This window comes from Mesorhizobium sp. B2-5-11 (assembly GCF_006440835.1).
Taxonomy (GTDB): Bacteria; Pseudomonadota; Alphaproteobacteria; order Rhizobiales; family Rhizobiaceae; genus Mesorhizobium.
Genome location: NZ_VFUK01000002.1, coordinates 437,178 through 456,642, shown reverse-complemented (window position 1 = coordinate 456,642; position 19,465 = coordinate 437,178). Strand labels below are relative to the sequence as shown.

21 protein-coding genes and 1 tRNA gene are annotated in these 19,465 nt (G+C 65.1%); 12 read left to right on the top strand and 10 right to left on the bottom strand.

The window, feature by feature from the left end:
• The first annotated feature begins 195 nt into the window (after positions 1–195).
• Entirely contained in the window at positions 196–1,593 is a 1,398-nt protein-coding gene (gene lpdA, locus FJ490_RS09470; protein WP_140728716.1) for a dihydrolipoyl dehydrogenase, read from the top strand.
• A gap of 249 nt (positions 1,594–1,842) precedes the next feature.
• Here the strand turns inward: lpdA and FJ490_RS09460 are convergent, their stop codons facing one another.
• On the bottom strand, positions 1,843–2,766 hold the full coding sequence (locus tag FJ490_RS09460; protein ID WP_140514088.1) for a hypothetical protein: 924 nt from the start codon (positions 2,764–2,766) through the stop codon (positions 1,843–1,845).
• 69 nt (positions 2,767–2,835) lie between these two features.
• Positions 2,836–3,441 carry a 3-isopropylmalate dehydratase small subunit gene (gene leuD, locus FJ490_RS09455; RefSeq protein WP_140491959.1) on the bottom strand — a complete coding sequence of 202 codons (606 nt, stop codon included), beginning with the start codon at positions 3,439–3,441 and terminating at the stop codon, positions 2,836–2,838.
• Between the two features lie 154 nt (positions 3,442–3,595).
• Here leuD and FJ490_RS09450 point away from each other — a divergent pair, with 154 nt between their 5' ends.
• From FJ490_RS09450 to FJ490_RS09435, 4 genes are all read left to right on the top strand, one after another.
• The gene (locus FJ490_RS09450; protein ID WP_140491962.1) at positions 3,596–4,015 is read left to right on the top strand and encodes a GNAT family N-acetyltransferase; all 420 of its coding nucleotides are present in this window, start codon (positions 3,596–3,598) and stop codon (positions 4,013–4,015) included.
• Between the two features lie 91 nt (positions 4,016–4,106).
• Entirely contained in the window at positions 4,107–4,418 is a 312-nt protein-coding gene (locus FJ490_RS09445) for a metalloregulator ArsR/SmtB family transcription factor (protein ID WP_140514430.1), read from the top strand.
• On the top strand, positions 4,418–4,864 hold the full coding sequence (locus FJ490_RS09440; RefSeq protein ID WP_140514087.1) for an SRPBCC family protein: 447 nt from the start codon (positions 4,418–4,420) through the stop codon (positions 4,862–4,864). Before FJ490_RS09445 ends, FJ490_RS09440 begins: the two co-directional genes overlap by 1 nt.
• A 42-nt stretch (positions 4,865–4,906) precedes the next feature.
• The gene (locus FJ490_RS09435) at positions 4,907–5,410 is read left to right on the top strand and encodes an SRPBCC domain-containing protein (protein WP_140514086.1); all 504 of its coding nucleotides are present in this window, start codon (positions 4,907–4,909) and stop codon (positions 5,408–5,410) included.
• Positions 5,411–5,470: 60 nt separating this feature from the next.
• Here the strand turns inward: FJ490_RS09435 and FJ490_RS09430 are convergent, their stop codons facing one another.
• Positions 5,471–6,637, bottom strand: a complete 1,167-nt coding sequence (locus tag FJ490_RS09430; protein ID WP_140514085.1) for an FAD-binding oxidoreductase — start codon at positions 6,635–6,637, stop codon at positions 5,471–5,473.
• A 28-nt stretch (positions 6,638–6,665) separates the two neighbouring features.
• Positions 6,666–6,851: an ATP-binding protein gene (locus FJ490_RS09425; RefSeq protein ID WP_140514084.1), complete on the bottom strand. Its 186-nt coding sequence runs from the start codon at positions 6,849–6,851 to the stop codon at positions 6,666–6,668.
• Here FJ490_RS09425 and FJ490_RS09420 point away from each other — a divergent pair.
• Positions 6,850–7,746 carry a CoA ester lyase gene (locus tag FJ490_RS09420; protein WP_181165192.1) on the top strand — a complete coding sequence of 299 codons (897 nt, stop codon included), beginning with the start codon at positions 6,850–6,852 and terminating at the stop codon, positions 7,744–7,746. The genes FJ490_RS09425 and FJ490_RS09420 overlap by 2 nt on opposite strands.
• A gap of 55 nt (positions 7,747–7,801) precedes the next feature.
• Positions 7,802–8,008, top strand: a complete 207-nt coding sequence (locus FJ490_RS09415; RefSeq protein WP_140493464.1) for a DUF1737 domain-containing protein — start codon at positions 7,802–7,804, stop codon at positions 8,006–8,008.
• Here FJ490_RS09415 and FJ490_RS09410 read toward each other — a convergent pair.
• On the bottom strand, positions 7,995–8,672 hold the full coding sequence (locus tag FJ490_RS09410; RefSeq protein WP_210239459.1) for a hypothetical protein: 678 nt from the start codon (positions 8,670–8,672) through the stop codon (positions 7,995–7,997). The genes FJ490_RS09415 and FJ490_RS09410 overlap by 14 nt on opposite strands.
• Before the next feature lie 170 nt (positions 8,673–8,842).
• Here FJ490_RS09410 and FJ490_RS09405 point away from each other — a divergent pair, with 170 nt between their 5' ends.
• Positions 8,843–9,472 carry a TetR/AcrR family transcriptional regulator gene (locus tag FJ490_RS09405; RefSeq protein WP_140514082.1) on the top strand — a complete coding sequence of 210 codons (630 nt, stop codon included), beginning with the start codon at positions 8,843–8,845 and terminating at the stop codon, positions 9,470–9,472.
• Positions 9,473–9,491: 19 nt separating this feature from the next.
• On the opposite strand, the gene FJ490_RS09400 is transcribed toward FJ490_RS09405, so the two are convergent.
• Positions 9,492–9,914, bottom strand: coding sequence for a metallopeptidase family protein (locus FJ490_RS09400; protein WP_140491980.1), 423 nt, complete (start codon positions 9,912–9,914; stop codon positions 9,492–9,494).
• 248 nt (positions 9,915–10,162) lie between these two features.
• Here FJ490_RS09400 and FJ490_RS33045 point away from each other — a divergent pair, with 248 nt between their 5' ends.
• From FJ490_RS33045 to FJ490_RS09380, 3 genes are read left to right on the top strand one after another with little or no spacing between them, the layout of a single operon-like run.
• Entirely contained in the window at positions 10,163–11,254 is a 1,092-nt protein-coding gene (locus tag FJ490_RS33045) for a hypothetical protein (protein WP_140728714.1), read from the top strand.
• On the top strand, positions 11,196–12,671 hold the full coding sequence (locus FJ490_RS09385) for a DUF6504 family protein (RefSeq protein ID WP_140491985.1): 1,476 nt from the start codon (positions 11,196–11,198) through the stop codon (positions 12,669–12,671). The genes FJ490_RS33045 and FJ490_RS09385 overlap by 59 nt, the downstream gene beginning before the upstream one ends.
• Positions 12,668–16,024 carry an error-prone DNA polymerase gene (locus tag FJ490_RS09380; RefSeq protein WP_140728713.1) on the top strand — a complete coding sequence of 1,119 codons (3,357 nt, stop codon included), beginning with the start codon at positions 12,668–12,670 and terminating at the stop codon, positions 16,022–16,024. The genes FJ490_RS09385 and FJ490_RS09380 overlap by 4 nt, the downstream gene beginning before the upstream one ends.
• A 377-nt stretch (positions 16,025–16,401) precedes the next feature.
• Here FJ490_RS09380 and FJ490_RS09370 read toward each other — a convergent pair whose 3' ends face one another.
• The 4 genes from FJ490_RS09370 to FJ490_RS09355 all read right to left on the bottom strand — a co-directional run bounded on the left by FJ490_RS09370 (position 16,402) and on the right by FJ490_RS09355 (position 19,073).
• Positions 16,402–16,650: a Trm112 family protein gene (locus FJ490_RS09370; RefSeq protein ID WP_140514079.1), complete on the bottom strand. Its 249-nt coding sequence runs from the start codon at positions 16,648–16,650 to the stop codon at positions 16,402–16,404.
• Positions 16,651–16,669: 19 nt separating this feature from the next.
• Positions 16,670–17,341, bottom strand: coding sequence for an LON peptidase substrate-binding domain-containing protein (locus tag FJ490_RS09365; RefSeq protein WP_140514078.1), 672 nt, complete (start codon positions 17,339–17,341; stop codon positions 16,670–16,672).
• A gap of 163 nt (positions 17,342–17,504) precedes the next feature.
• Positions 17,505–18,497 carry a thioredoxin gene (trxA, locus tag FJ490_RS09360; RefSeq protein WP_140625342.1) on the bottom strand — a complete coding sequence of 331 codons (993 nt, stop codon included), beginning with the start codon at positions 18,495–18,497 and terminating at the stop codon, positions 17,505–17,507.
• A gap of 78 nt (positions 18,498–18,575) precedes the next feature.
• Positions 18,576–19,073 (bottom strand): prolyl-tRNA synthetase associated domain-containing protein, encoded by a 498-nt coding sequence (locus FJ490_RS09355; protein ID WP_140728712.1) that lies wholly within the window; start codon positions 19,071–19,073, stop codon positions 18,576–18,578.
• A 216-nt stretch (positions 19,074–19,289) separates the two neighbouring features.
• Between FJ490_RS09355 and FJ490_RS09350 the strand changes: the two genes are divergently transcribed.
• A tRNA-Gly gene (locus tag FJ490_RS09350) sits at positions 19,290–19,364 on the top strand.
• Positions 19,365–19,465 lie beyond the last annotated feature (101 nt).

The window sequence follows — 19,465 nt, the reverse complement described above, 5'->3', positions numbered from 1 at the left end:
TCTGCCTTGCCAGGCATCTCCCGCACAAGGGGGGAGATCAGATGTCACGCCGGCTTTCGCCAATCACCAGCGCTGCGGGATTGAGCGAGGCGCCGAAGCCTCCAATCTCCCCCCTCGTGGGGGAGAGGTCCGGCAGGACAGAGGGGGGCGCGAAGAATCTCGACGGAGCGTTTCCTCGGATCGAAGGGTCACGTCATGAAAGAAATCTCCTGCAAGCTGCTGGTCATCGGCGCCGGGCCGGGCGGCTATGTCTGCGCTATTCGTGCCGGGCAGCTCGGCGTCGATACCGTCATCGTCGAGGCCGGCAAGCCGGGCGGCACCTGTCTCAATGTCGGCTGCATTCCCTCCAAGGCGCTGATCCATGCAGCGGAGGAGTTCGAGAAGGTCGCGCAGATGGCGGGCGGCAACAGCCCGCTCGGCATTTCGTTGGCCGCTCCGGCGCTGGATCTGGGCAAGACGGTCGCCTGGAAGGACGGCATCGTTAGTCGGCTTAACAGCGGTGTCGCCGGCCTGCTCAAGAAGGCCGGGGTGAAGACCGTGCAGGGCTGGGCGACGTTTCGAGACGGCAAGACCGTCGCGGTCGAGACCGAGACGGGAAGCCAGGTGATCCGCGCCGAAGCGGTGGTGATCGCCACCGGCTCGGCGCCGGTCGAATTGCCGTTCCTGCCGTTCGGCGGGCCGGTGATCTCGTCGACGGAAGCGCTGGCGCTGAAGGAGGTGCCGCAGCGGCTGGCGGTGGTCGGCGGCGGCTATATCGGCCTGGAGCTCGGCACTGTCTTCGCCAAGATGGGCGCGGCGGTGACCGTGGTCGAGGCCTTGCCGCGCGTGCTGGCGCAGTATGACGCCGAACTGACGCGGCCGGTGGTCAAGCGGCTGGCGGCGCTCGGCATCGAAATGATGCCAGGCGCCAAGGCCAAGGGCCTGTCGACGAAAGGCGATGCGCTGCTGGTCGAGACCCCGGACGGCAAGGATGCGAGGATCGCCGCCGACAAGATCCTGGTCACGGTCGGCCGCAAGCCGGTGACGGAAGGGTGGGGGCTCGACCAGATCGACCTCGACATGGCGGGGCGATTCATCCGCATCGACGAGCAGTGCCGCACCTCCATGCGCGGCATCTTCGCCATTGGCGACGTCACCGGCGAGCCGATGCTGGCGCACCGCGCGATGGCGCAAGGCGAGATGGTCGCCGAAATCGTCGCCGGCCATAAGCGCGGCTGGGACAAGCGGGCTATCCCCGCCGTCTGCTTCACCGATCCGGAGCTGGTCACCGTCGGCCTGTCGCCCGAAGAGGCCAAGGCGCTCGGCGGGGAAATCAAGGTCGGGATGTTTCCCTTCGCCGCCAATGGCCGCGCGATGACCAGGATTGGCGAGGATGGCTTTGTCCGCGTCGTCGCCCGCGCGGACAATCATCTTGTGCTAGGCATCCAGGCGGTCGGGCAAAGCGTGTCGGAACTGTCGACGGCCTTCGGCCTGGCGCTCGAAATGGGCGCGCGGCTGGAGGACATCGCCGGCACCATCCACGCCCACCCGACGCAGGGCGAAGGCTTCCAGGAAGCGGCCCTGAAGGCGCTGGGACACGCGTTGCATATTTAGAGCGCGACAGCAAAAACTGGTGATGTTGGCGGGGCACTGCCCCCCTCTGCCCGACCGGGCATCTCCCCCTCAAGGGGGGAGATCGGCCGTCACCTCTGCCTTCGCCAATTTCCCAACGTAGCCAAGTGAGCGGGGCGCCGAAACTGTCAATCTCCCCCCTTGAGGGGGAGATGTCCGGCAGGACAGAGGGGGGTGCTGGCCCGCCACCGGTGCGCAATTCCGGACTGAAAACCGTTTCCCGGAATTGCTCTAATTCGCCGCGCTCATCGCCTTGTCGAGCGCTGCCTTCACGTCGGCCGGCCAGGTCTTCACCGGGGGCTTGGCGTCCGGCTCGCCATTGTCGCCGCGGCGGGCGAAATAGAGCTTGTGCTGGCCCGGATCGACCGCCATGAAGCCGTCATTGCCGCCGCAATCGTGCGGCACGCAGCCGCTGGCGTAGAAGGCGCCGGACGCGGTCTTTTCAGTGCCGCCGCCGACCAGCAGGCTGGTCGCCATGTCGGGCATGTCCTTGCCGAGCAGCGCCTCGGCCGCCTTGTAGACGGCCTCATTGTGGAAGGCGTCGATGATGTTGTCGTATTTCGACGGATCGATGTCCTTCCAGTCGGTGCCGGGTTCGGGCATGTAGGTCAGATTGCCGGAGATCGTCAGCCCCGATGTCGGCGACCACTGCAATGCCGGTTTCGAATCGCCGGGCAGGAGATAGGGCACGAAATAGATGGCGCTGTCGGAGACGGCCGTAGGCGGCGCGCCGCACTCGTCCTGCTCGACGGTGGTGCTCTGGATCTCCGCGCCTTCCGGTTTCCAGACGATCACCGTCGCCGGCCCGCACTGGTTGCCGCCGTCGCCGACGTCGAACAGCGCCACCTTGACGCCGCCGACCTCGACGATCTTGTCGAAGAAGACGTCGTAATTGCCGGCCAGCTGCTTGCCGTCATAGGCAAGCACCTTCTCGCCATACTGTTCCTGCTGGGTGATGGTGAACTGGCCGCCCTCGAACGGGACCGGCGCCTGTTTGTCGTCGTCGGAAACGTCGGCGGCTCCCTGATCCGTGGCCGGCGTCTCGCTTGCCGCCGGTGGCTGCGCCTCTGGCGTCTCGGCCTGCGCATGCGCGCCGGCCATCGTCGCCACGGTCATGGCCAGGGCGCAGGCGCTGGCAAGAAGCGGGCGTATCATGACAGTTCCTCCTTCAGCTGCCGCAAGCCCGGCCAGCGACGGCCGGGCCGATGTCGTCAGCCGCGCCGTTCAGGCCCAGGGGCGCAGCTCGGCGTTCTTCTTCTCGAACGAAGCGATGGCGCCGGCCTTCTCCATCGTCAGGCCGATATCGTCGAGGCCGTTCAGCAGGCAATGACGCTTGAAGTCATCGAGGTCGAACTTGACCACGCCGCCGTCGGGCCCGCGGATCTCCTTGGCCTCGAGGTCGATCGACAAAGTGGCGTTGGAGCCGCGCGAAGCGTCGTCCATCAGCTTGTCGAGATCCTCGGGGCTGACGGTGATGGGCAGCACGCCGTTCTTGAAGCAGTTGTTATAGAAGATGTCGGCGAAGGAGGTCGAGATGACGCAGCGTATGCCGAAATCGAGCAGCGCCCACGGCGCGTGCTCGCGCGAGGAGCCGCAGCCGAAATTGTCGCCGGCGACGAGGATCTGCGCCTTGCGGTAGGCCGGCTTGTTGAGCACGAAATCCGGATTCTCCGAACCGTCGTCCTTGTAGCGCATCTCGGCGAACAGGCCGCTGCCGAGCCCGGTGCGCTTGATCGTCTTGAGGTAGTCCTTGGGGATGATCATGTCGGTGTCGACGTTGACGATCGGCATGGGCGCGGCGACGCCGGTGAGCTTGGTGAATTTTTCCATGGTCTTTGCCCGTCTTCTTGGCATTGCGGGGGATTGCTGGCGCCCGGTTTACACAAAGCCGGCGACAAATAAAAGGCAGGTGTTCGCGCGCGTCGGCACGGGGTGCCGCACAAACGGCTTCGAATTCGCGGCCCGATGGTGCAGTCTGGCTGTGATGGCTGAAAAAATTCTCTATGCACGCGAACCCGCGCTCGACGTCGCCGAATTCCGCCGCGTGCTGGTGGACTCCGGCCTTGGCGAGATCCGTCCCGTCGATGATGCCGACAGGCTGCGGGCGATGCTGTCGGGCGCCAATCTGGTGCTGACCGCGCGGCTGGATACCGAAGGCAAGCCCCTGGTCGGCGTCATCAGGGCCGTGACGGACTTCTCCTGGGTCTGCTACATCTCCGATCTCGCCGTTTCCGGATCGGCGCAGGGGCTCGGCATCGGCAAGGGACTGATGGACGAGGCGCGGCGGCAGCTCGGCCCGTCCGTCGCCATCAGCCTGGTTTCCGTGCCCGACGCCGCCGGCTTCTACGAACGCATCGGCATGATGCGCATGGCCGACGCCTTCTGGTTCTCCCGCACGCGCTGACATTTTTTCTCCTGTGGCCGGATCCAGCAGCCGTTGGCATGACATGTCGCCTTGACATGCAACCAAATGGTTGCATATTAGAGCCATGAGCATGGACGCCGTCTTTCGCGCTTTGGCCGACCCGACCCGCCGGCAATTGCTGGACAGCCTTCATGACAGGAACGGGCAGACGCTGAACGGGCTGTGCGCTGAGATGGATATGACGCGCCAGGCGGTGACCAAGCACCTGGCGATCCTCGAGGAGGCGAACCTTGTCACCACAATCCGCAAGGGGCGCGAGAAGGAGCACTACCTCAACCCGGTTCCGATCAACGAGATCGCCGAGCGCTGGATCGGCAAATTCGAGCGGGGGCGGCTCTCCGCCCTCGGCGATCTGAAGAGACGCCTCGAAAGGGAAGACTGATGAGCAACGCCTTCGTTTATGTGACCTACATCCGCACCACGCCCGACAAGCTTTGGCAGGCGCTGACCGAACCGGAATTCCACGAGCAATATTTTCTCGGCGCCCGCATGCAGAGCGACTGGAGAAAGGGCTCCGCGTGGAAGATGGTCTATGCCGACGGCCGGGTGACCGACAGCGGCGAGATCCTCGAGATCGATCCGCCAAGGCGCCTGGTGATCAAATGGCGCAATGAGTTCATGCCGGACGTGAAGGCCGACGGCTACACCACCTGCACCTTCATCATCGAGCAGGAGGGCGACATGATGAAGCTGGCCGTCACCCATGCGGCCGACGGCCCGCACAAGCTGCTGGAGCATGTCGGCAATGGCTGGCCGCTCGTCCTGTCGAGCCTGAAAAGCCTGCTCGAAACCGGGCAGGGCCTGTCTCGGCCGGCGTCGAAAGGCTGAAAATCATCGTTTTCGAGCCGAAACAATCATCCGGAGGCATCGATGTTGCATGTGCCAGTGCCAACTTCAGCCGTGCAGAGCATGACCAATGGCGAGACCGTTATGGCCCAGGCCGAGATCGACGCGCCGGCAGAGCGCGTCTTCCGCGCGCTGATCTCCGACGAGGTCGAACAATGGTGGGGGTCCGCCGACACCTACCGGATGGTGAAATGGTCGGCAGACCCTCGCGCCGGCGGCCGATGGGCCGTCACGGTCCGTGGAGCCGACGGCAGGGAGCTGCCGGCCAACGGGGAATTCCTCGATATCGAGGTGCCGCGCCGGATCGTGCAGACAAGGGCCTATGCCTGGGACCATCCGACGCTTGGCCGCCGGCAAACGACGGTCGCCTGGCTGCTGGAACCAACCGCCGCGGGCACGCGCCTCACCATCTGCCATGGCGGCTTTGCCGGGCTGGCCGAAGCGGCGGCCGAACATGCCGAGGGCTGGGGACGCGTGCTGGGCTGGCTACAGGCGTATTTGGGTGCGGGAAGCCGAGTGGCGGCTTAGCCGACTGGTGGCGGTGCAGACCCTTTTGATGTCAGCGTCAAAGAGGGACCTTGACTCGGCTCAAATCACATTCAACTCGCGGAACGCCCGCCCTTCGGCAACGCGTTCGTAGCCAAAGGGGGAGCAATCGATCGTGCGGTAGCCACCATGGACGATCAGCTCGGCCAGCGCCTTGCCCACGGCGGGCGCCTGCTGCAGGCCGTGGCCGGAAAAGCCGTTGGCGAAGAGGAAATTGCCGACTTCGGGATGCGGGCCGATCACCGCGTTCTGGTCGAGCGTGTTGTAGTCGTAATGACCGGCCCAGGCGCGCGTCGGCTTGATCGCCTCGAAGGCCGGGATGCGGGTCGCCAGCACCGGCCAGATCACCTCTTCGAACAGCGGCCAGTCGACGTCGAAATCGGCGGGATCGGCCGGGCCGTCGCCCTCCTCCGGCTCGGCGCCGCCGGTGAGATAGACCGAGCCTTCCGGCCTGACATAGATGCCGGACGGGTCGACCAGCAGCGGCATGTCGGCATATTTCTCGCGCGCCTCGAAGACGAAGACGTTGCGCTTGCGCGGCTCGACCGGCAGCGCCAGCCCGGCGAGTGCGGCGACCTTGCCCGCGTTCGGCCCTGCGGCATTGACAAGGATGCCGGCCTCGAGCCGTTCGCCATTGTCGAGGCTGACGCCGGTAACGCGGTCACCCTGCCGCTCGATGCCGGTGACCGAAGCATTGATGAAGTCGATCTTCTTCTCCCGCAACGCCTTGCGGAACAGCATCAGCATGGCATGCGCGTCGAACCAGCCCTCGCCGCTGCGGCCATAGGCGCCGGCGGTGATGCCCTCGGCCGACAGCCAAGGGAAACGGCGCACGAGTTGTTCGGCGTCCTCCAGCAAAATGTCGGCGCCTTCGGCAACCTGCGCCTCGTGGTTGGCCCTGAGGATCGGCAGCCCGGCCTCGCCGGCGAGAATGAGATAGCCGCCCTCGCGAAAACCGATGTCGGCGTCGGCGCCGAATTCTTCCTTCAGCCGGCGGAACAGTTTCAGCGTGAATTGCGACAGGCGGATATTTTCCGGAATGGAGAATTGCTGACGGATCGAGGCCATGGATAGCGTTGTCGCCGCGTGGGAAAATTGCGGGTCGCGCTCGACCAGCGCGATCCTGCCGGAAAAGCCCTCCTCGCGCAGATAATAGGCAATCGAGGAGCCGACGATGGCTCCGCCGATGAGGACGATGTCGTAGCGCACTTTTTTCTCCGATCCGCTGCCGGCGTCCTTACGCGACCGGCAAAACAATCTCGAAGCGCGTGCCGCGCTCGGAGTCAACCGGCCGGATCGTGCCATCATGCGCTTTCAGGAGGGCCAGCACGATGCCGAGCCCATGCGGTCCCCCCGGTAGAGCACCGCGCGATGCCGCCTGTTCCCTTGCCTCGACCCGCGGCAGGCGGCATAGATTTGGCATGACGACCGATCCCTACCGCCCGCGCCGCTCGGTGCTCTATGTCCCGGCCTCGAACGACAAGGCGCTGGCCAAGATGGCGCAGCTTGCCTGCGATACCGTCATCATCGACCTGGAGGATGCCGTCGCCCCGGCCGAGAAGGTCGCGGCGCGCGAAAAACTGGCCGGCATCTTCAGCAATCGTCCTGATACCAACCATAGTGGCCGGCGCTGCGAGATGGTGGTGCGCATCAATGCGCTCTCGAGCGAATGGGGCGGCGCCGACCTGCTGGCGGCGGCCAAGGCGGAGCCGGACGGCATCCTGCTGGCCAAGGTCGACACGCCCCGCGACGTGCTCGAGGCGGGTGACGTGCTCGACGACAATTCCGCCCCCGACAGCGTGAAACTATGGGCGATGATCGAGACGCCGAAGGCTGTGCTCAATGTCGGCGCCATCGCCGAACTTGGCCGCGATCCTGCCTCGCGGCTTGATTGTTTCGTTGCCGGAACGAATGACCTGACCAAGGACACCGGCATTATGGCGACGTCGGACCGGCGTTATCTCCTGCCGTGGCTGATGCAGATGGTGCTGGCGGCGCGTGCCGGCGATCTCGATATCGTCGACGGCGTCTTCAACGATTTTCGCGCGCTCGATGCTTTCAGCCGCGAATGCACGGAAGCGGCCGCCATGGGCTTCGACGGCAAGACGCTCATCCATCCCGCCCAGATCGAGGCGGCGAACCGCGCCTTTGCGCCGTCGGCGGAGGCGGTGGCCAAGGCCCGCGCGGTGAAGCAGGCCTTTGCGCTTCCGGAAAATGCCGGCAAGAACGTGATTGCGCTGGAGGGAAGGATGGTCGAACGGCTGCACCTTGCGCAGGCCGAAAAACTGCTGGCGAAGGCGGCGGCCGTCGGCGCATGATGTGCCGTGTTGGATTGCCGATCGCGGGCGATGGACTGACGACAGGAATTGAATGATGAAACTCTACCGCTTTCTCACCGCTCCGGACGACGCCAGCTTCTGTCACAAGGTGACGGCGGCGCTGAACAAGGGCTGGCACCTGTTCGGCTCCCCCACCTACGCCTACGACAAGAAGACCAAGACCATGCGCTGCGGCCAGGCCGTGGTGAAGGATGTCGAGGGCCAGGAATACGGGCCGGACACCAAGCTCAGCGACTGGTAGCCCCTCGCATCCACAGCCACGCCGCCAGCCAGACGATCGATGCCGCAAGCATCGCCAAGCCCAGGTCAAGAGCCAGCTCCGGAACGAACGCACGAAGCGCGATCGGCACCGCGCCAATGAGATAAAGAGCGAGAGGAATGCGCGGCACGCCTCTTGCAACGGCGAGAGAGATTACAAACGCGAGCGTTCCAACCAGAAAAAGAACCGAACTGGCGACCAGAGCCAGACCGAGCGGTCCGGCTCGCAGCTCGACGATGGTTGTGAGCGGAAGCTTCGAAAATACCAGATTGATCACTGCTTCCACGCCTACCAAACTTGCCAACGCAACGAAGTTGATGACAAACGCGATAGTGCCGAACAGCCCCGCGCGCCGGCCAAACGCAAGAAACAGGCCCACGACGAGGCCAAGCGCCAATATCTCGGCGACTGGTGCGAGAAGTTGCGTCAGATCGGTGGTCGCGATGAGCGAGCTGCGTTTAGCCGCGTTGACCAGAAGAATAAGCGCGCTTCCCATCCCGGCGACGGCGGCAAGCCGATAAAGCGTGAGGCTGGGCACAGTCGCGCTCGACTGAACAATCGCGAAATTCTCCTGCTGAAGTTCTTCGGCTGGACTCTGATGCGAAATGACCGATTGCGAGCGGGGTGGGGCTGTTCTGGCGAGCATGTTCGTCTCCTCAACTGGGAGTTCGGGAGCCGCGAAGACCGTAGGCCTGTTCCGATCCCATCAGTAATCACTGCTTACATCCTCTGGCCGGAATTGTAAACGGCGATTACATAAATCGCGGAATCATGCTACAGAGGCGGGGAGCTGCTCCACGGAACGAAGGGAAAGAGATGGCAAAAGCCAAGGCGCCTCATCGCACTGGTTACCACCATGGCAATTTGCGGGAGGTCCTGATCGATGCCGCGGTTCAACTGGTCGAGGAAGGCGGCCCCGACAATGTGAGCGTGCGCGAAGCCGCAAAACGTGCCGGGGTTTCCCCCGGCGCGCCATTCCGTCACTTCAGCAACAAGACCGCGTTGATGACGGCTGTCGCGGAGCAGGCAATGAGCCGATTCCGCTCGGAGATCACGAATGCGGTCGAGAAGGTTGCGACGGACGATCCGATCGAACGCTTTGCCGCTGTTGGAATCGCCTATTTGCGCTGGGCAATTCGAAACCCCACCCACTTCCAGATCATCTCGACACGCAATCTTATTGATTGGGATGCTTCGGAGTCGCTGCGTCACGATAATGAAGCGGTGCGTTCGCTGATGGAAGCGTCAATGGCAGAAGCACAGCGGCGAAACATGCTCCGGTCGGACGACATGGCAGAGACCCAGATAGCCGCGAGGGCGCTCGTCTACGGGCTCGCACGCATGTACATTGATGGACATTTTGCGCAATGGGCAGTGGCAGGACATACCGGGGAGCAGACTGTGCAGAACGTATTAAAACATTTCGTCACACTCATTGTGAAATGACGGCCTGACGTAGAACCGGTCACTCGGCTGCCTCTTCGATCTTCTCCATATCGTCGTCCGAGAGGCCGAAATGGTGGCCGATCTCGTGGATCAGCACATGGGTGACGATGTCGCCCAAAGTCTCCTCGTTCTCGGCCCAGTAGTCGAGGATGGCGCGGCGATAGAGCGTGATGCGGTTCGGGCCTTCGCCGGTCTGCGGGTTCCAGCGCTCGGCAATGCCGCGTCCCTCGAATAGGCCGAGCAGGTCGAAGGGCGTTTCCAGCGACAGGTCGTCCATGATCTCGTCGGTCGGGAACTCGGCGATCTGGATGACGATCTCGCCGGTCAGCTTGCGAAAATCCTCGGGCAGATGGGCGTAGGCCTCCAGCGCCAGGAACTCGATCTCGTCCATCGACGGCGAAAGCTGGTCGTGCCAAATGCGGGTCTTGTAGATGCGGGCCATGCTTTGTCCTTTGATCCCGGCATATAGGCTTTTGGGCCACAATCGGCAAATGACGCGGCGGCTAACCCCAGGATTGCTTACGGCACCCGGAGCCGTTTGGCATGGCTTGAGGCGCGGCCGGCTGTCCGACCATGTTGGCCCTCTTATCGGAGAGGAATAAATTCCCCATGAGTCTGCTTGACTCTTCGGGTCGCCTCTGGAATCTATAAGAACATAACAGGAACAATTGTGAGTGGACACTGACCGTCATGGCGATGACCGCCGTGGCGCGGGAGACTGTTTTTGCCCTGCGCCGCCAGATCGCGAAGATCGAGGGAACGCTGCCCGAGCGCCTGCAGGCGCCGGCCGGCGCGGCTTCCGACGCCGGCACGGCCGACGCGGACCGCACCGTGGTCCGGCGCGGCATCGCCGTAGCCAGGCCGGATGCTTTCCTGCGCACCGGCGTCGGCCGTCTCGATGCCGCCCTCGGTGGCGATTTGGGCGGCGATTTGAGCGGTGGCCTGCCGAAAGCGGCCTTAAGCGAAATCCATGGCGTCGAGACCCGCGATGCCGGAGCCGTCGCCGGCTTCGCCCTGTCGCTCGCCAGCCTGATCCTCAAGCCCAGCCTGATCCTCAAGCCCAGCCTGATTCTCAAGCCCAGCCTGGTTCTCAAGCAAGGGCCGCGATTGCCGGTGCTGTGGATCGGCACTCAGGAGGTTTTTCGCGAAGCGGGTTTTCCCTATGCCCGGGGCCTTCACGCCGCCTTCGGCATCGAGCCGGAGCAATTGCTGTTTTCCGAGGCGCCAAGGCTCGCCGATGCGCTGTGGGTCGCCGAGGAGGCGGCCCGCATGAAGGCGCTCGCCGCCGTCATCCTTGAAGTCCGCGGCAATCCGCAGCGGCTGGACCTGACCGCGACGCGCCGGCTGCACGCCCGCGCGCAGAGCGCCGGCCGGCCGGTCTTCCTGCTGCGGCAGGCGGCCGAACCCGAACCGACGGCGGCGCCCGTCCGCCTCATCGTCTCGCCGGCGCCGGCAGGGCCGCGCGACACGGTCGCCGGGCCGCTTGCCGGCTCGATCGGCCGCCCCGCCTTCATCATCAGCATCGGCAAGAGCCGCACGGCCCTGCCGGGACAATTCATATTGGAGTGGAACCCCGATGAACGCATATTCGATGAAAGAAGGATTGGGGAAGAACGAGCAAAGAATCCTGTCCCTGTGGTTTCCCTATCTCGCGGCCGAACGGATCCTGCGGCAGCGCCTGGGGCGGTCCTGGCGTTCCCGACCGTCGGATCACCGGCCGCTGGTGATCAGCCATCGCGACAGCAACGCGCAGCGCATCTTAGCCCTCGACGAGCGGGCTGAGGCGCTGCATCTGAAGCCCGGCATGGGCATCGCCGATGCGCGCGCCATGCATCCGTCGATCGACATAATGGAGGCCGATGCCGAAGCCGACCGGCGCCTGCTCGAAGGCCTTGCGGACTGGTGCGACCGCTATACCCCGCTGGTGGCGCTCGACGGGACCGACGGCCTGTTCCTCGACGTCACCGGCTGCACCCATCTTTTCGGCGGCGAACGCGCCATGCTGGACGAGATCCTGTCGCGCTTCTTCCATCAGGGCTTCGACGTCCGTGCCGGCCTTGCCGCGACACCCGGCGCCGCCTGGGCGGCGGCGCGGTTCTGCGGCGACCGCATCGTTGCCGGCGGCGAGGAGGAAGCGCTCCTGGCGCCCTTGCCGCTGGCGGCGCTACGCATCGCGCCGGAAACCCGCGCCAGCCTGGAAAGTGTTGGCCTGCGCACGGCGGGCGCGGTGATGGCCGCGCCGCGCGCGCCGCTCGCCCGCCGCTTCGGTGCCTCCCTGCTCTTGCGCCTCGACCAGGCGCTCGGCCGTCTCGACGAGGCGGTGTCGCCGCGCCTGCCCGTCGCGCCGCTTTCGGTCGAACGCCATTTGGCCGAGCCCGTCACGCTGACAGAGGACATAGAACGGCTGGTGGGCATGCTGGCGACGACCCTGAAGATCGACCTCGAGCGGCGCGGCGAAGGCGCGAGAAGCCTGGCGCTGCTCTTGTTCCGCGTCGACGGCGCCGTCAGCCGCATCGCGCTCGGCACGTCGCGACCGATGCGCGAACCCCGGCTGATCCAGAAATTGTTCCATGAGCGGCTGGCCGCCCTCGAGCAGCATATCGATGCCGGCTATGGCTTCGACCTGGTGCGGCTTTCGGTGCTGGCGGCGGCGGCCTTCGACATGCCGCAGGCCGACCTGACAGGCAAAACGACCGACGACGGCGCCGATATCGCGCTGTTCGCCGACCGCATCCGCGCCCGGCTCGGCGAGGGCGCGGTTCTCAAGCCGGTCGTCGTGGAAAGCCATCTGCCCGAGCGTGCCGTCGCCACCATCCCCTTCACGGAAACCCCGCGCCGCATCACGCCGCCGAAGAAACCGGACAGGATGCAGGCGCCGATGACCATCTTCCCGCCGGAGCGGCCGATCCGGCTTTTCCGCTCGCCCGAGCCGATTGAGGTGCCGGCCACCGAAATGCCCGAGGGACCGCCGCTGAATTTCCGCTGGCGGCGTGCGCTCTACAGGGTCGCCCGCGCCGAAGGCCCTGAACGCATCGCGCCGGAATGGTGGCGTGAATTTTCGAGCGACGAAGCGGCGTCGACACGCGACTATTTCCGCATCGAGGATGCCGACGGCCGCCGCTACTGGCTCTACCGGCAAGGTCTCTATGGCGGCTCTGAAATCCCGCCGCGCTGGTTCCTGCACGGGGTCTTCGCATGAACGCGCTGACCGCCATTCCCTATGCGGAATTCGGCATCCAGTCGAATTTCTCGTTCCTGCGCGGCGCCTCCAAGCCGGAGGAGCTGGTGGTCGCGGCCAAGCTCATGGGGTTCTCCGCGATCGGGCTCGCCGACCGCAACACGGTGGCGGGCGTGGTGCGCGCCTGGCAGCAGGCCAAGGTCGAGACGCTTGCCTACCACCCCGGCAGCCGGCTGGTTTTTTGCGACGGCACGCCTGATATTCTCGCCTATCCGCGGAACCGCAAGGGCTGGGGACATCTGTGCCGCATGCTCACGCAAGCCAATCTGCGCGAGGAGAACGAAAAGGGCGCGACCCTTCTGCGGCGCGACGACCTTCTCGAATGGGGCGAACTGATGTCGCTGGCGGTCCTGCCCGCTCTGGCGACAGGCGCGCAAGACAGCCTTGCCCTGCTTCGCCAGCTCAAGGACCGTTTCGGCGGGGCCCTGCGGCTCGGTGTCTCGCCCGACTACGCGGGAAACGACCGCTTCAGGATCGAGCAGGCGGCGGCGATGGCGGAGCTGGCCGGCCTGCCCTTGATGGCGACCAACGACGTCCTCTACCACACGGCCGAACGCCGCCCGCTGCAGGACGTGCTGACCGCGATCCGTCTCAACATTCCCGTTTCGGAGGTCGGGCTGGAACTCACGGCGAATGCCGAGCGCCATCTGAAACCGCCGCTGGAGATGGCGCGCCTGTTCCGCAGGCACCCGGAGGCACTGGCCGAAACGCTGCGCTTCGCGCAGGAGCTGACCTTCTCGCTCAGCGACCTTCAGTACAATTACCCCGACGAGCCGACGCAATCAGGGCTCGGCCCGCAGGCGGAGCTGGAAAGGTTGGCGCGGGAGGGGGCGGCCAGGCGCTATCCCTCGGGCGTGCCGCAATCGGTGACGAGGCGCATCGAGGAAGAGCTCGCCCTTATTGAGCGCCTGAACTATGCCCGTTATTTCCTGACGGTCCACGACATCGTCAAATTCGCCCGCAGCCAGGATATTCTCTGCCAGGGGCGCGGTTCGGCCGCCAATTCGGTCGTCTGCTTCTGCCTCGGCATCACCGAGGTCGGGCCGGAGCGAATCGACACGCTGTTCGAACGCTTCATTTCCGAGGAGAGGAACGAACCGCCCGACATCGACGTCGATTTCGAGCATGAGAAGCGCGAGACGGTCATCCAATATATCTACGAGAAATACAGTTCCAAGCGCACCGCGCTGGCCGCCGCCGTCATCAGCTATCGCGGCCGCTCGGCGCTGCGCGAAGTGTCGAAGGCGATGGGCCTGTCCGAGGATGTCAGGGCATCGCTCTCCGGCTCGATCTGGGGCTGGTCGACCTCGGAGCTCGGCGAGAAGGAAGCCCGGGCCGGCGGCCTCGATCGCGCCGACCCCATATCGCGGCACGTGATGGAGCGTGCCAACGAGATCATGGGCTTTCCCCGTCACCTCTCCCAGCATGTCGGCGGCTTCGTCATCACCAGGGACCGGCTCGACGAGATCGTGCCCATCGTCAAGACGGCGATGGAGGAACGCAAGATGGTCGAATGGGACAAGGACGATCTCGACGCGGTCAAGATCCTCAAGGTCGACGTGCTGGCGCTCGGCATGCTGACTTGTCTCAAACGCGCCTTCACTCTGCTGACGGACCATTATCCGCAGGCGCGAGACCCTTACGGGCAGCCCTATGTCCTTGCCACCCTGCCGGAAGAGGCGAAGCCGGTCTATAAGATGATCGGTCGCGCCGACACGATCGGCGTCTTCCAGATCGAATCGCGCGCGCAGATGTCGATGCTGCCGCGTCTCAAGCCAAAAGAATTCTATGACCTTGTCATCGAGGTGGCGATCGTGCGGCCCGGCCCGATCCAGGGCGACATGGTCCACCCCTATCTGCGCCGCCGGCAAGGCAAGGAGCAGCCCGAGTATCAGAAACCGGAGCTGGAGGCGATCCTCCACAAGACGCTGGGCGTTCCTCTGTTCCAGGAACAGGCGATGAACATCGCCATCGTGGCCGGTGGCTTCAAGCCTGGCGAGGCCGACGAGTTGCGCCGCGCCATGGCCACCTTCAAGCGCACCGGCACGATCGGCAATTACCGCCGGCGCATGATCGACGGCATGGTCGGCAAGGGCTACACCCGGGATTTCGCCGAACGCTGTTTCAAGCAGATCGAGGGTTTTGGCGAATACGGCTTTCCCGAAAGCCATGCCGCCTCCTTCGCGCTGCTGGTCTATGCCTCCTGCTGGTTCAAGACCTTCTATCCCGACGTGTTCTGCGCCGCGATCCTGAATTCACAGCCCATGGGGTTTTACCAGCCGGCCCAGCTTGTTCGTGATGCACGCGATCATGGCGTCGACATCCGCGAGGTCGACGTCAATTTCTCCGTCTGGGACTGCACGCTGGAACAGGCGACTTTCGACCCGGCCCACATCCTGCCGCGCCATGCCGACATGCGCGGCGTCATCGCGACGCAGCACGCAGTGCGGCTCGGCTTCAGGCAGATCAAGGGACTTTCCAAGGAGCGCATGGACGCCTTCGTCGAGCGGCGCGGTTCAGGCTACGCATCCGTGCGGGATGTCTGGCTGCGCTCCGGCCTCGATGTCGCCGAGATCGAAAGACTGGCGCAGGCCGATGCCTTCCGCTCGCTCGGCCTCGACCGCCGCGCCGCACTTTGGGCGGTGCGCGCCCTCGACGGCAAGAGTGCCGCCGAAAAGCTGCCGCTTTTCGATCAGCCGGCGCTGCGGCTACGCGAGCTGGAGCCGGAGACGAAGCTGCCGAAAATGCCGCTCGGCGAGCATGTCATCCACGATTACCGCTCGCTCGGCCTGTCCTTGAAGGCGCACCCGGTCGCCTTCCTGCGCGAGCGGCTCGACCGGGCCGGCGTCACGCCCAATGCCAGGCTGTGCTCGGTGCGGGACGGACGGCGCGTCTCGGTCGCCGGGCTCGTTCTGGTGCGGCAGCGCCCCGGCAAGGGCAATGCGGTCTTCCTGACGCTGGAGGATGACGAAGCCGTCGTCAACGTCATTTTCTGGCAGCGGACCTTCGACCGCTTCCGTCCCATCGTCATGGGCGCGCGCTTCGTCAAGGTCACCGGCAAATTGCAGTCGGAATCGGATGTCGTCCACATCGTCGCCGAGAAGATCGAGGATCTGACGCCCTGGCTCACGGTGTTGCTGGAGAAGGTCGACCAGGCCAGTTTGCCGGGCGCCGGTTCTCAGGGGCACGCCTCGAGGGAGGATCCGGATCGTCCCGGCCGGCCCGCGATGCGGAACCCACCGGCCGGGCAGGATTTGGCAACACTGTCGGAAGAAGCGGAAAGCGTCATGCCCAGGGGCCGCAATTTTCAGTAGACACATCAATGCCTTCGTCATCCACCGGCGGAGCAAGGAGCGAAGCGACGCGGCGCGAGGATTCATGCCGCGACGTCTCCGCACCGCAGCGGTGCGAAACTTGACGCTGGCGGGCGAGCCCCCCTCTCGCCTGCCGGACCCGGCCCTTCGCTGTCGCTTCGGGCGCTCTTCGTTCGCAAAGCCAAGCAATTGGCTTTGCGTCCACTTCATGGACCACTCCTCGCCCCCTCAAGGGGGAGATTGGCAGTTTCAACGCTCCGCCAATTCCTGCAACAATGGAGATTGGCGAAGGCGGAGGTGACATTCGATCTCCCCCCTTGAGGGGGAGATGCCCGGCAGGGCAGAGGGGGGCGCCGTAGAATGCCGACCGATAATTTTCACGTCGAGCCGGCCGGCCCGCCCAGCCGCGGCGGCAGCACGTCTTCCGCCGAGATGCTCCGTGCCTCCGAAGGCAGCATGATCGGGATGCCGTCGCGCACGGGATAGGCGAGCTTGGCGACCCGCGAGATCAGTTCGCCGCGCTCGGGATCCCAGGCCAGCGGCCCCTTGGTCAGCGGGCAAGCCAGCAGCTCCAGCATCCTGGGGTCGACATTCGCTCTCTTTCCGTCACGCCCATCCGCCGCCATCGTGCCCTCTCTCAACATCCTACTGCAGGCTCGAGCCAAAATCCTCGTTCTCGCGCGCCAGCGCCATTTCGGTGATGGCGATCAGCGTTTCGGCGCGGGTCTTGAGATCGGCCGCTTCGAGCAGCGCCTGCTTCTCGGCCGGTCCATAGGGCGCCATCATCGACAGCGCGTTGACCAGCATGGCGTTTTCGGCCCGGCTGACGCTTTCCCAGTCGGCCTCCAGGTCGTTGGCCTGCAGATAGGAGCGGAACGCCCGCAGCAGCGCCGGCCGGTCGACCTCGGCGGCCGCCTGGTCGTCGTCGAGATCGGCGAGAAAGGGGGCGATCTTGCCTTGGCGGAACGGCGTCTTGACCGTCAGCTCATGGGTGACACGGAACCGGCACACACCCTGCAGCGAAATCAGGTAGCGGCCGTCGCCGGTCTCGGAAAGCGCTATGATGCGGCCGGCGCAGCCGACATTGCAGAGTTCCGGCTCGCCATCGTCGCGCAAGGCGCCGTCAAGGCTGGGCTGGATGACGCCGATCAGCCGTGAGCCGGCGATCGCCTCGTCGACCATCTGCAGGTAGCGCGGCTCGAAGATGTTGAGCGGCATGCGGCCGCCCGGCAGCAGAAGCGCGCCCTCGAGCGGAAAGACCGGGATGGTCGACGGCAGATCCCTGGCGAGCCGGTAGTGAGCGTTTCCCGCTTGCACCTCGTTCCTCCGATCGCTTCGCCTGGGAAGCGCCTCCATGCCGCGATCCGCCTGTCGCTGCCCGGGGTTGTTGGCTTCCCGAGGGAAAGGCGGGCCGGATTCGTCCTATCTGGCGCGGCCGGCGCCGGGTGCAAGCCCCGCGCGACCATTCGGCCGCGCCGGCTCAGGAAAACAGCAGCGACGACAATTTGCGCCGCGCGGCAAGCGTCGCCTCGTCGGTCATGCCCCAGGCCTCGAAGAAGCGCAGCAATTGCGCCTTGGCGCCGTCCTCGTTCCAGCCGCGGTCAGCCTTGATGATGGCCAGGAGATTGTCGGCGGCCGCATCGCGCTCGCCCCTGGCGTTCTGGACCATGGCCAGATCGAAGCGGGCCTGATGGTCGCCGGGATTCTCAGCCAGCCGGCGCTCGAACTCCGCCGGGTTGCCGAGTTCGGACGCTTGCGCGGCCAAGGTCATCCTGGCGCGCAGCGCGGCCAGCGGCGGCGCATCGGCCTTGGCCTGCGGCGCCCGCGCCAGCATCGCCTCGGCGCCTTCGGTATCACCGGCCTCGAACAGCAATTCGCCTAGCCCCGCTATCGCCTCGATCGTCTCCGGCGCCTGCTCGAGCACGGCGTCATAGATGTCGGCCGCCGTCTGCACGTCGCCGGCAGCGCGCGCCTCGGCCGCCGCCGTCAGCGCCTCGGTTACATCAGCCGCACCATTGCCCTTGCCGCCGACCTTGTCGATGAACTGGGTGATCTGGCTCTCGGGGATGGCGCCCATGAAGCCATCGACCGGCTGGCCGTCCTTGAAGGCGATGACCGCGGGAATGGACTGGATGCCGAGCTGGCCGGCGATCGAGGGATGGTCGTCGATGTTCATCTTGACCAGCTTGACCTTGCCGCCGGCGGCGCGGACCGCCTTTTCCAGTTGCGGCGTCAGCTGCTTGCACGGCCCGCACCACGGCGCCCAGAAATCCACCAGCACCGGCTGGCGGCGCGATTCCTGGATGACATCGGCGGCAAAGGCCGCGGTGGTCGTATCCTTGATGACGTCGCCGGCGGGGGCGGCGCCGGCCGCAGGTTTCTGCGGTTCCGCGCCGCCGCCATACTGCACCGTCGTGGCATACTGGCCGCCGCTATTGCCAAAGGAGCCGCCAAACGGATTGTTGTCACTCATGTCGTCGCCCTTTCGGTGGCGCCAGCGGATCGGCGCACTGTCCTTGGTTGGAAACCGGTTTCGCCATCCATGTGGCGATCATGCCGAGACTTTCAAGATAGCAGCATCGTGCCCGGTTGCCTCGACGAATCTGACGAGGTCGCCCGATGCGATCGACGTCGTCGCCTCATTGGTCAGCGGATGCGCGTTGATCACCGCATGCCGCATCAGCGCCTCGTCGAGCACGACCTTGACCCTGTGCTGCGTGTCGTTGATCAGGCCAAACACCGTGACTGCGCCCGGCGCGACCCCCAGAAGCTCCATCAGCATCTCCGGCTTGCCGAAGGAAACGCGGCCGGCGGCGCCGATCACATGATGGATCTGCTTCAGGTCGACGACAGCGTCCTCGCCGACCGTGACCAGGAAAAAGGCGTGCTTCTTGTCCTTCAGGAACAGGTTCTTGGTGTGGCCGCCGGCGATTTCGCCGCGCAGCGCCTGCGAATCGGCGACCGTATAGAGCGGCGGATGGCGTTTCGTCGAAACGGCGATGCCGAGTTCGGCAAGAAAGGCAAAGAGCTCGGCTTCGGTCCTGGGCATGGGGTTCTCGTCTTCGGCTGGTTTCCAGCCATGCCGTTTACGGCCAATGACATGGTCGAGACAAGACCGCCGCGCGACGCGGCGCCGAATCCTTCCGGCTGCCGCCGGCGGCCCGCCGGCCTCGTCCGGCGCATTGAAAAAAGCCTGCGATTTCCCTGTTGCAATCGCCGCGCTCTTCAGCCATATAGGCCCGGCTTGCGGCCCAAAGCCGCGCGAGCGGGTGTAGCTCAGGGGTAGAGCACAACCTTGCCAAGGTTGGGGTCGAGCGTTCGAATCGCTTCACCCGCTCCAGTTTCCTCCTTGGGGAATCAAGCAATTAGAAGAAAGCGCCGCCCAGTGCGGCGCTTCTTTTTTGCCCGTAGGTCATAGATATCCACGACTTGGCGAGCCAG

Bases quoted from the DNA above. Each gene is read 5' to 3' on its own strand.
- FJ490_RS09440 (WP_140514087.1), top strand. From the start codon at position 4,418: ATGAGCAACGCCTTCGTTTATGTGACCTACATCCGCACCACGCCCGAC.
- FJ490_RS09370 (WP_140514079.1), bottom strand. From the start codon at position 16,650: ATGGCGGCGGATGGGCGTGACGGAAAGAGAGCGAATGTCGACCCCAGG.
- FJ490_RS09460 (WP_140514088.1), bottom strand. From the start codon at position 2,766: ATGATACGCCCGCTTCTTGCCAGCGCCTGCGCCCTGGCCATGACCGTG.
- FJ490_RS09415 (WP_140493464.1), top strand. From the start codon at position 7,802: ATGAAACTCTACCGCTTTCTCACCGCTCCGGACGACGCCAGCTTCTGT.
- FJ490_RS09355 (WP_140728712.1), bottom strand. From the start codon at position 19,073: ATGCCCAGGACCGAAGCCGAGCTCTTTGCCTTTCTTGCCGAACTCGGC.
- FJ490_RS09445 (WP_140514430.1), top strand. From the start codon at position 4,107: ATGGACGCCGTCTTTCGCGCTTTGGCCGACCCGACCCGCCGGCAATTG.
- FJ490_RS09405 (WP_140514082.1), top strand. From the start codon at position 8,843: ATGGCAAAAGCCAAGGCGCCTCATCGCACTGGTTACCACCATGGCAAT.
- FJ490_RS09450 (WP_140491962.1), top strand. From the start codon at position 3,596: ATGGCTGAAAAAATTCTCTATGCACGCGAACCCGCGCTCGACGTCGCC.
- FJ490_RS09425 (WP_140514084.1), bottom strand. From the start codon at position 6,851: ATGCCAAATCTATGCCGCCTGCCGCGGGTCGAGGCAAGGGAACAGGCG.
- trxA (WP_140625342.1), bottom strand. From the start codon at position 18,497: ATGAGTGACAACAATCCGTTTGGCGGCTCCTTTGGCAATAGCGGCGGC.
- FJ490_RS33045 (WP_140728714.1), top strand. From the start codon at position 10,163: ATGGCGATGACCGCCGTGGCGCGGGAGACTGTTTTTGCCCTGCGCCGC.
- FJ490_RS09400 (WP_140491980.1), bottom strand. From the start codon at position 9,914: ATGGCCCGCATCTACAAGACCCGCATTTGGCACGACCAGCTTTCGCCG.
- FJ490_RS09410 (WP_210239459.1), bottom strand. From the start codon at position 8,672: ATGCTCGCCAGAACAGCCCCACCCCGCTCGCAATCGGTCATTTCGCAT.
- FJ490_RS09435 (WP_140514086.1), top strand. From the start codon at position 4,907: ATGTTGCATGTGCCAGTGCCAACTTCAGCCGTGCAGAGCATGACCAAT.
- leuD (WP_140491959.1), bottom strand. From the start codon at position 3,441: ATGGAAAAATTCACCAAGCTCACCGGCGTCGCCGCGCCCATGCCGATC.
- FJ490_RS09420 (WP_181165192.1), top strand. From the start codon at position 6,850: ATGACGACCGATCCCTACCGCCCGCGCCGCTCGGTGCTCTATGTCCCG.
- lpdA (WP_140728716.1), top strand. From the start codon at position 196: ATGAAAGAAATCTCCTGCAAGCTGCTGGTCATCGGCGCCGGGCCGGGC.
- FJ490_RS09380 (WP_140728713.1), top strand. From the start codon at position 12,668: ATGAACGCGCTGACCGCCATTCCCTATGCGGAATTCGGCATCCAGTCG.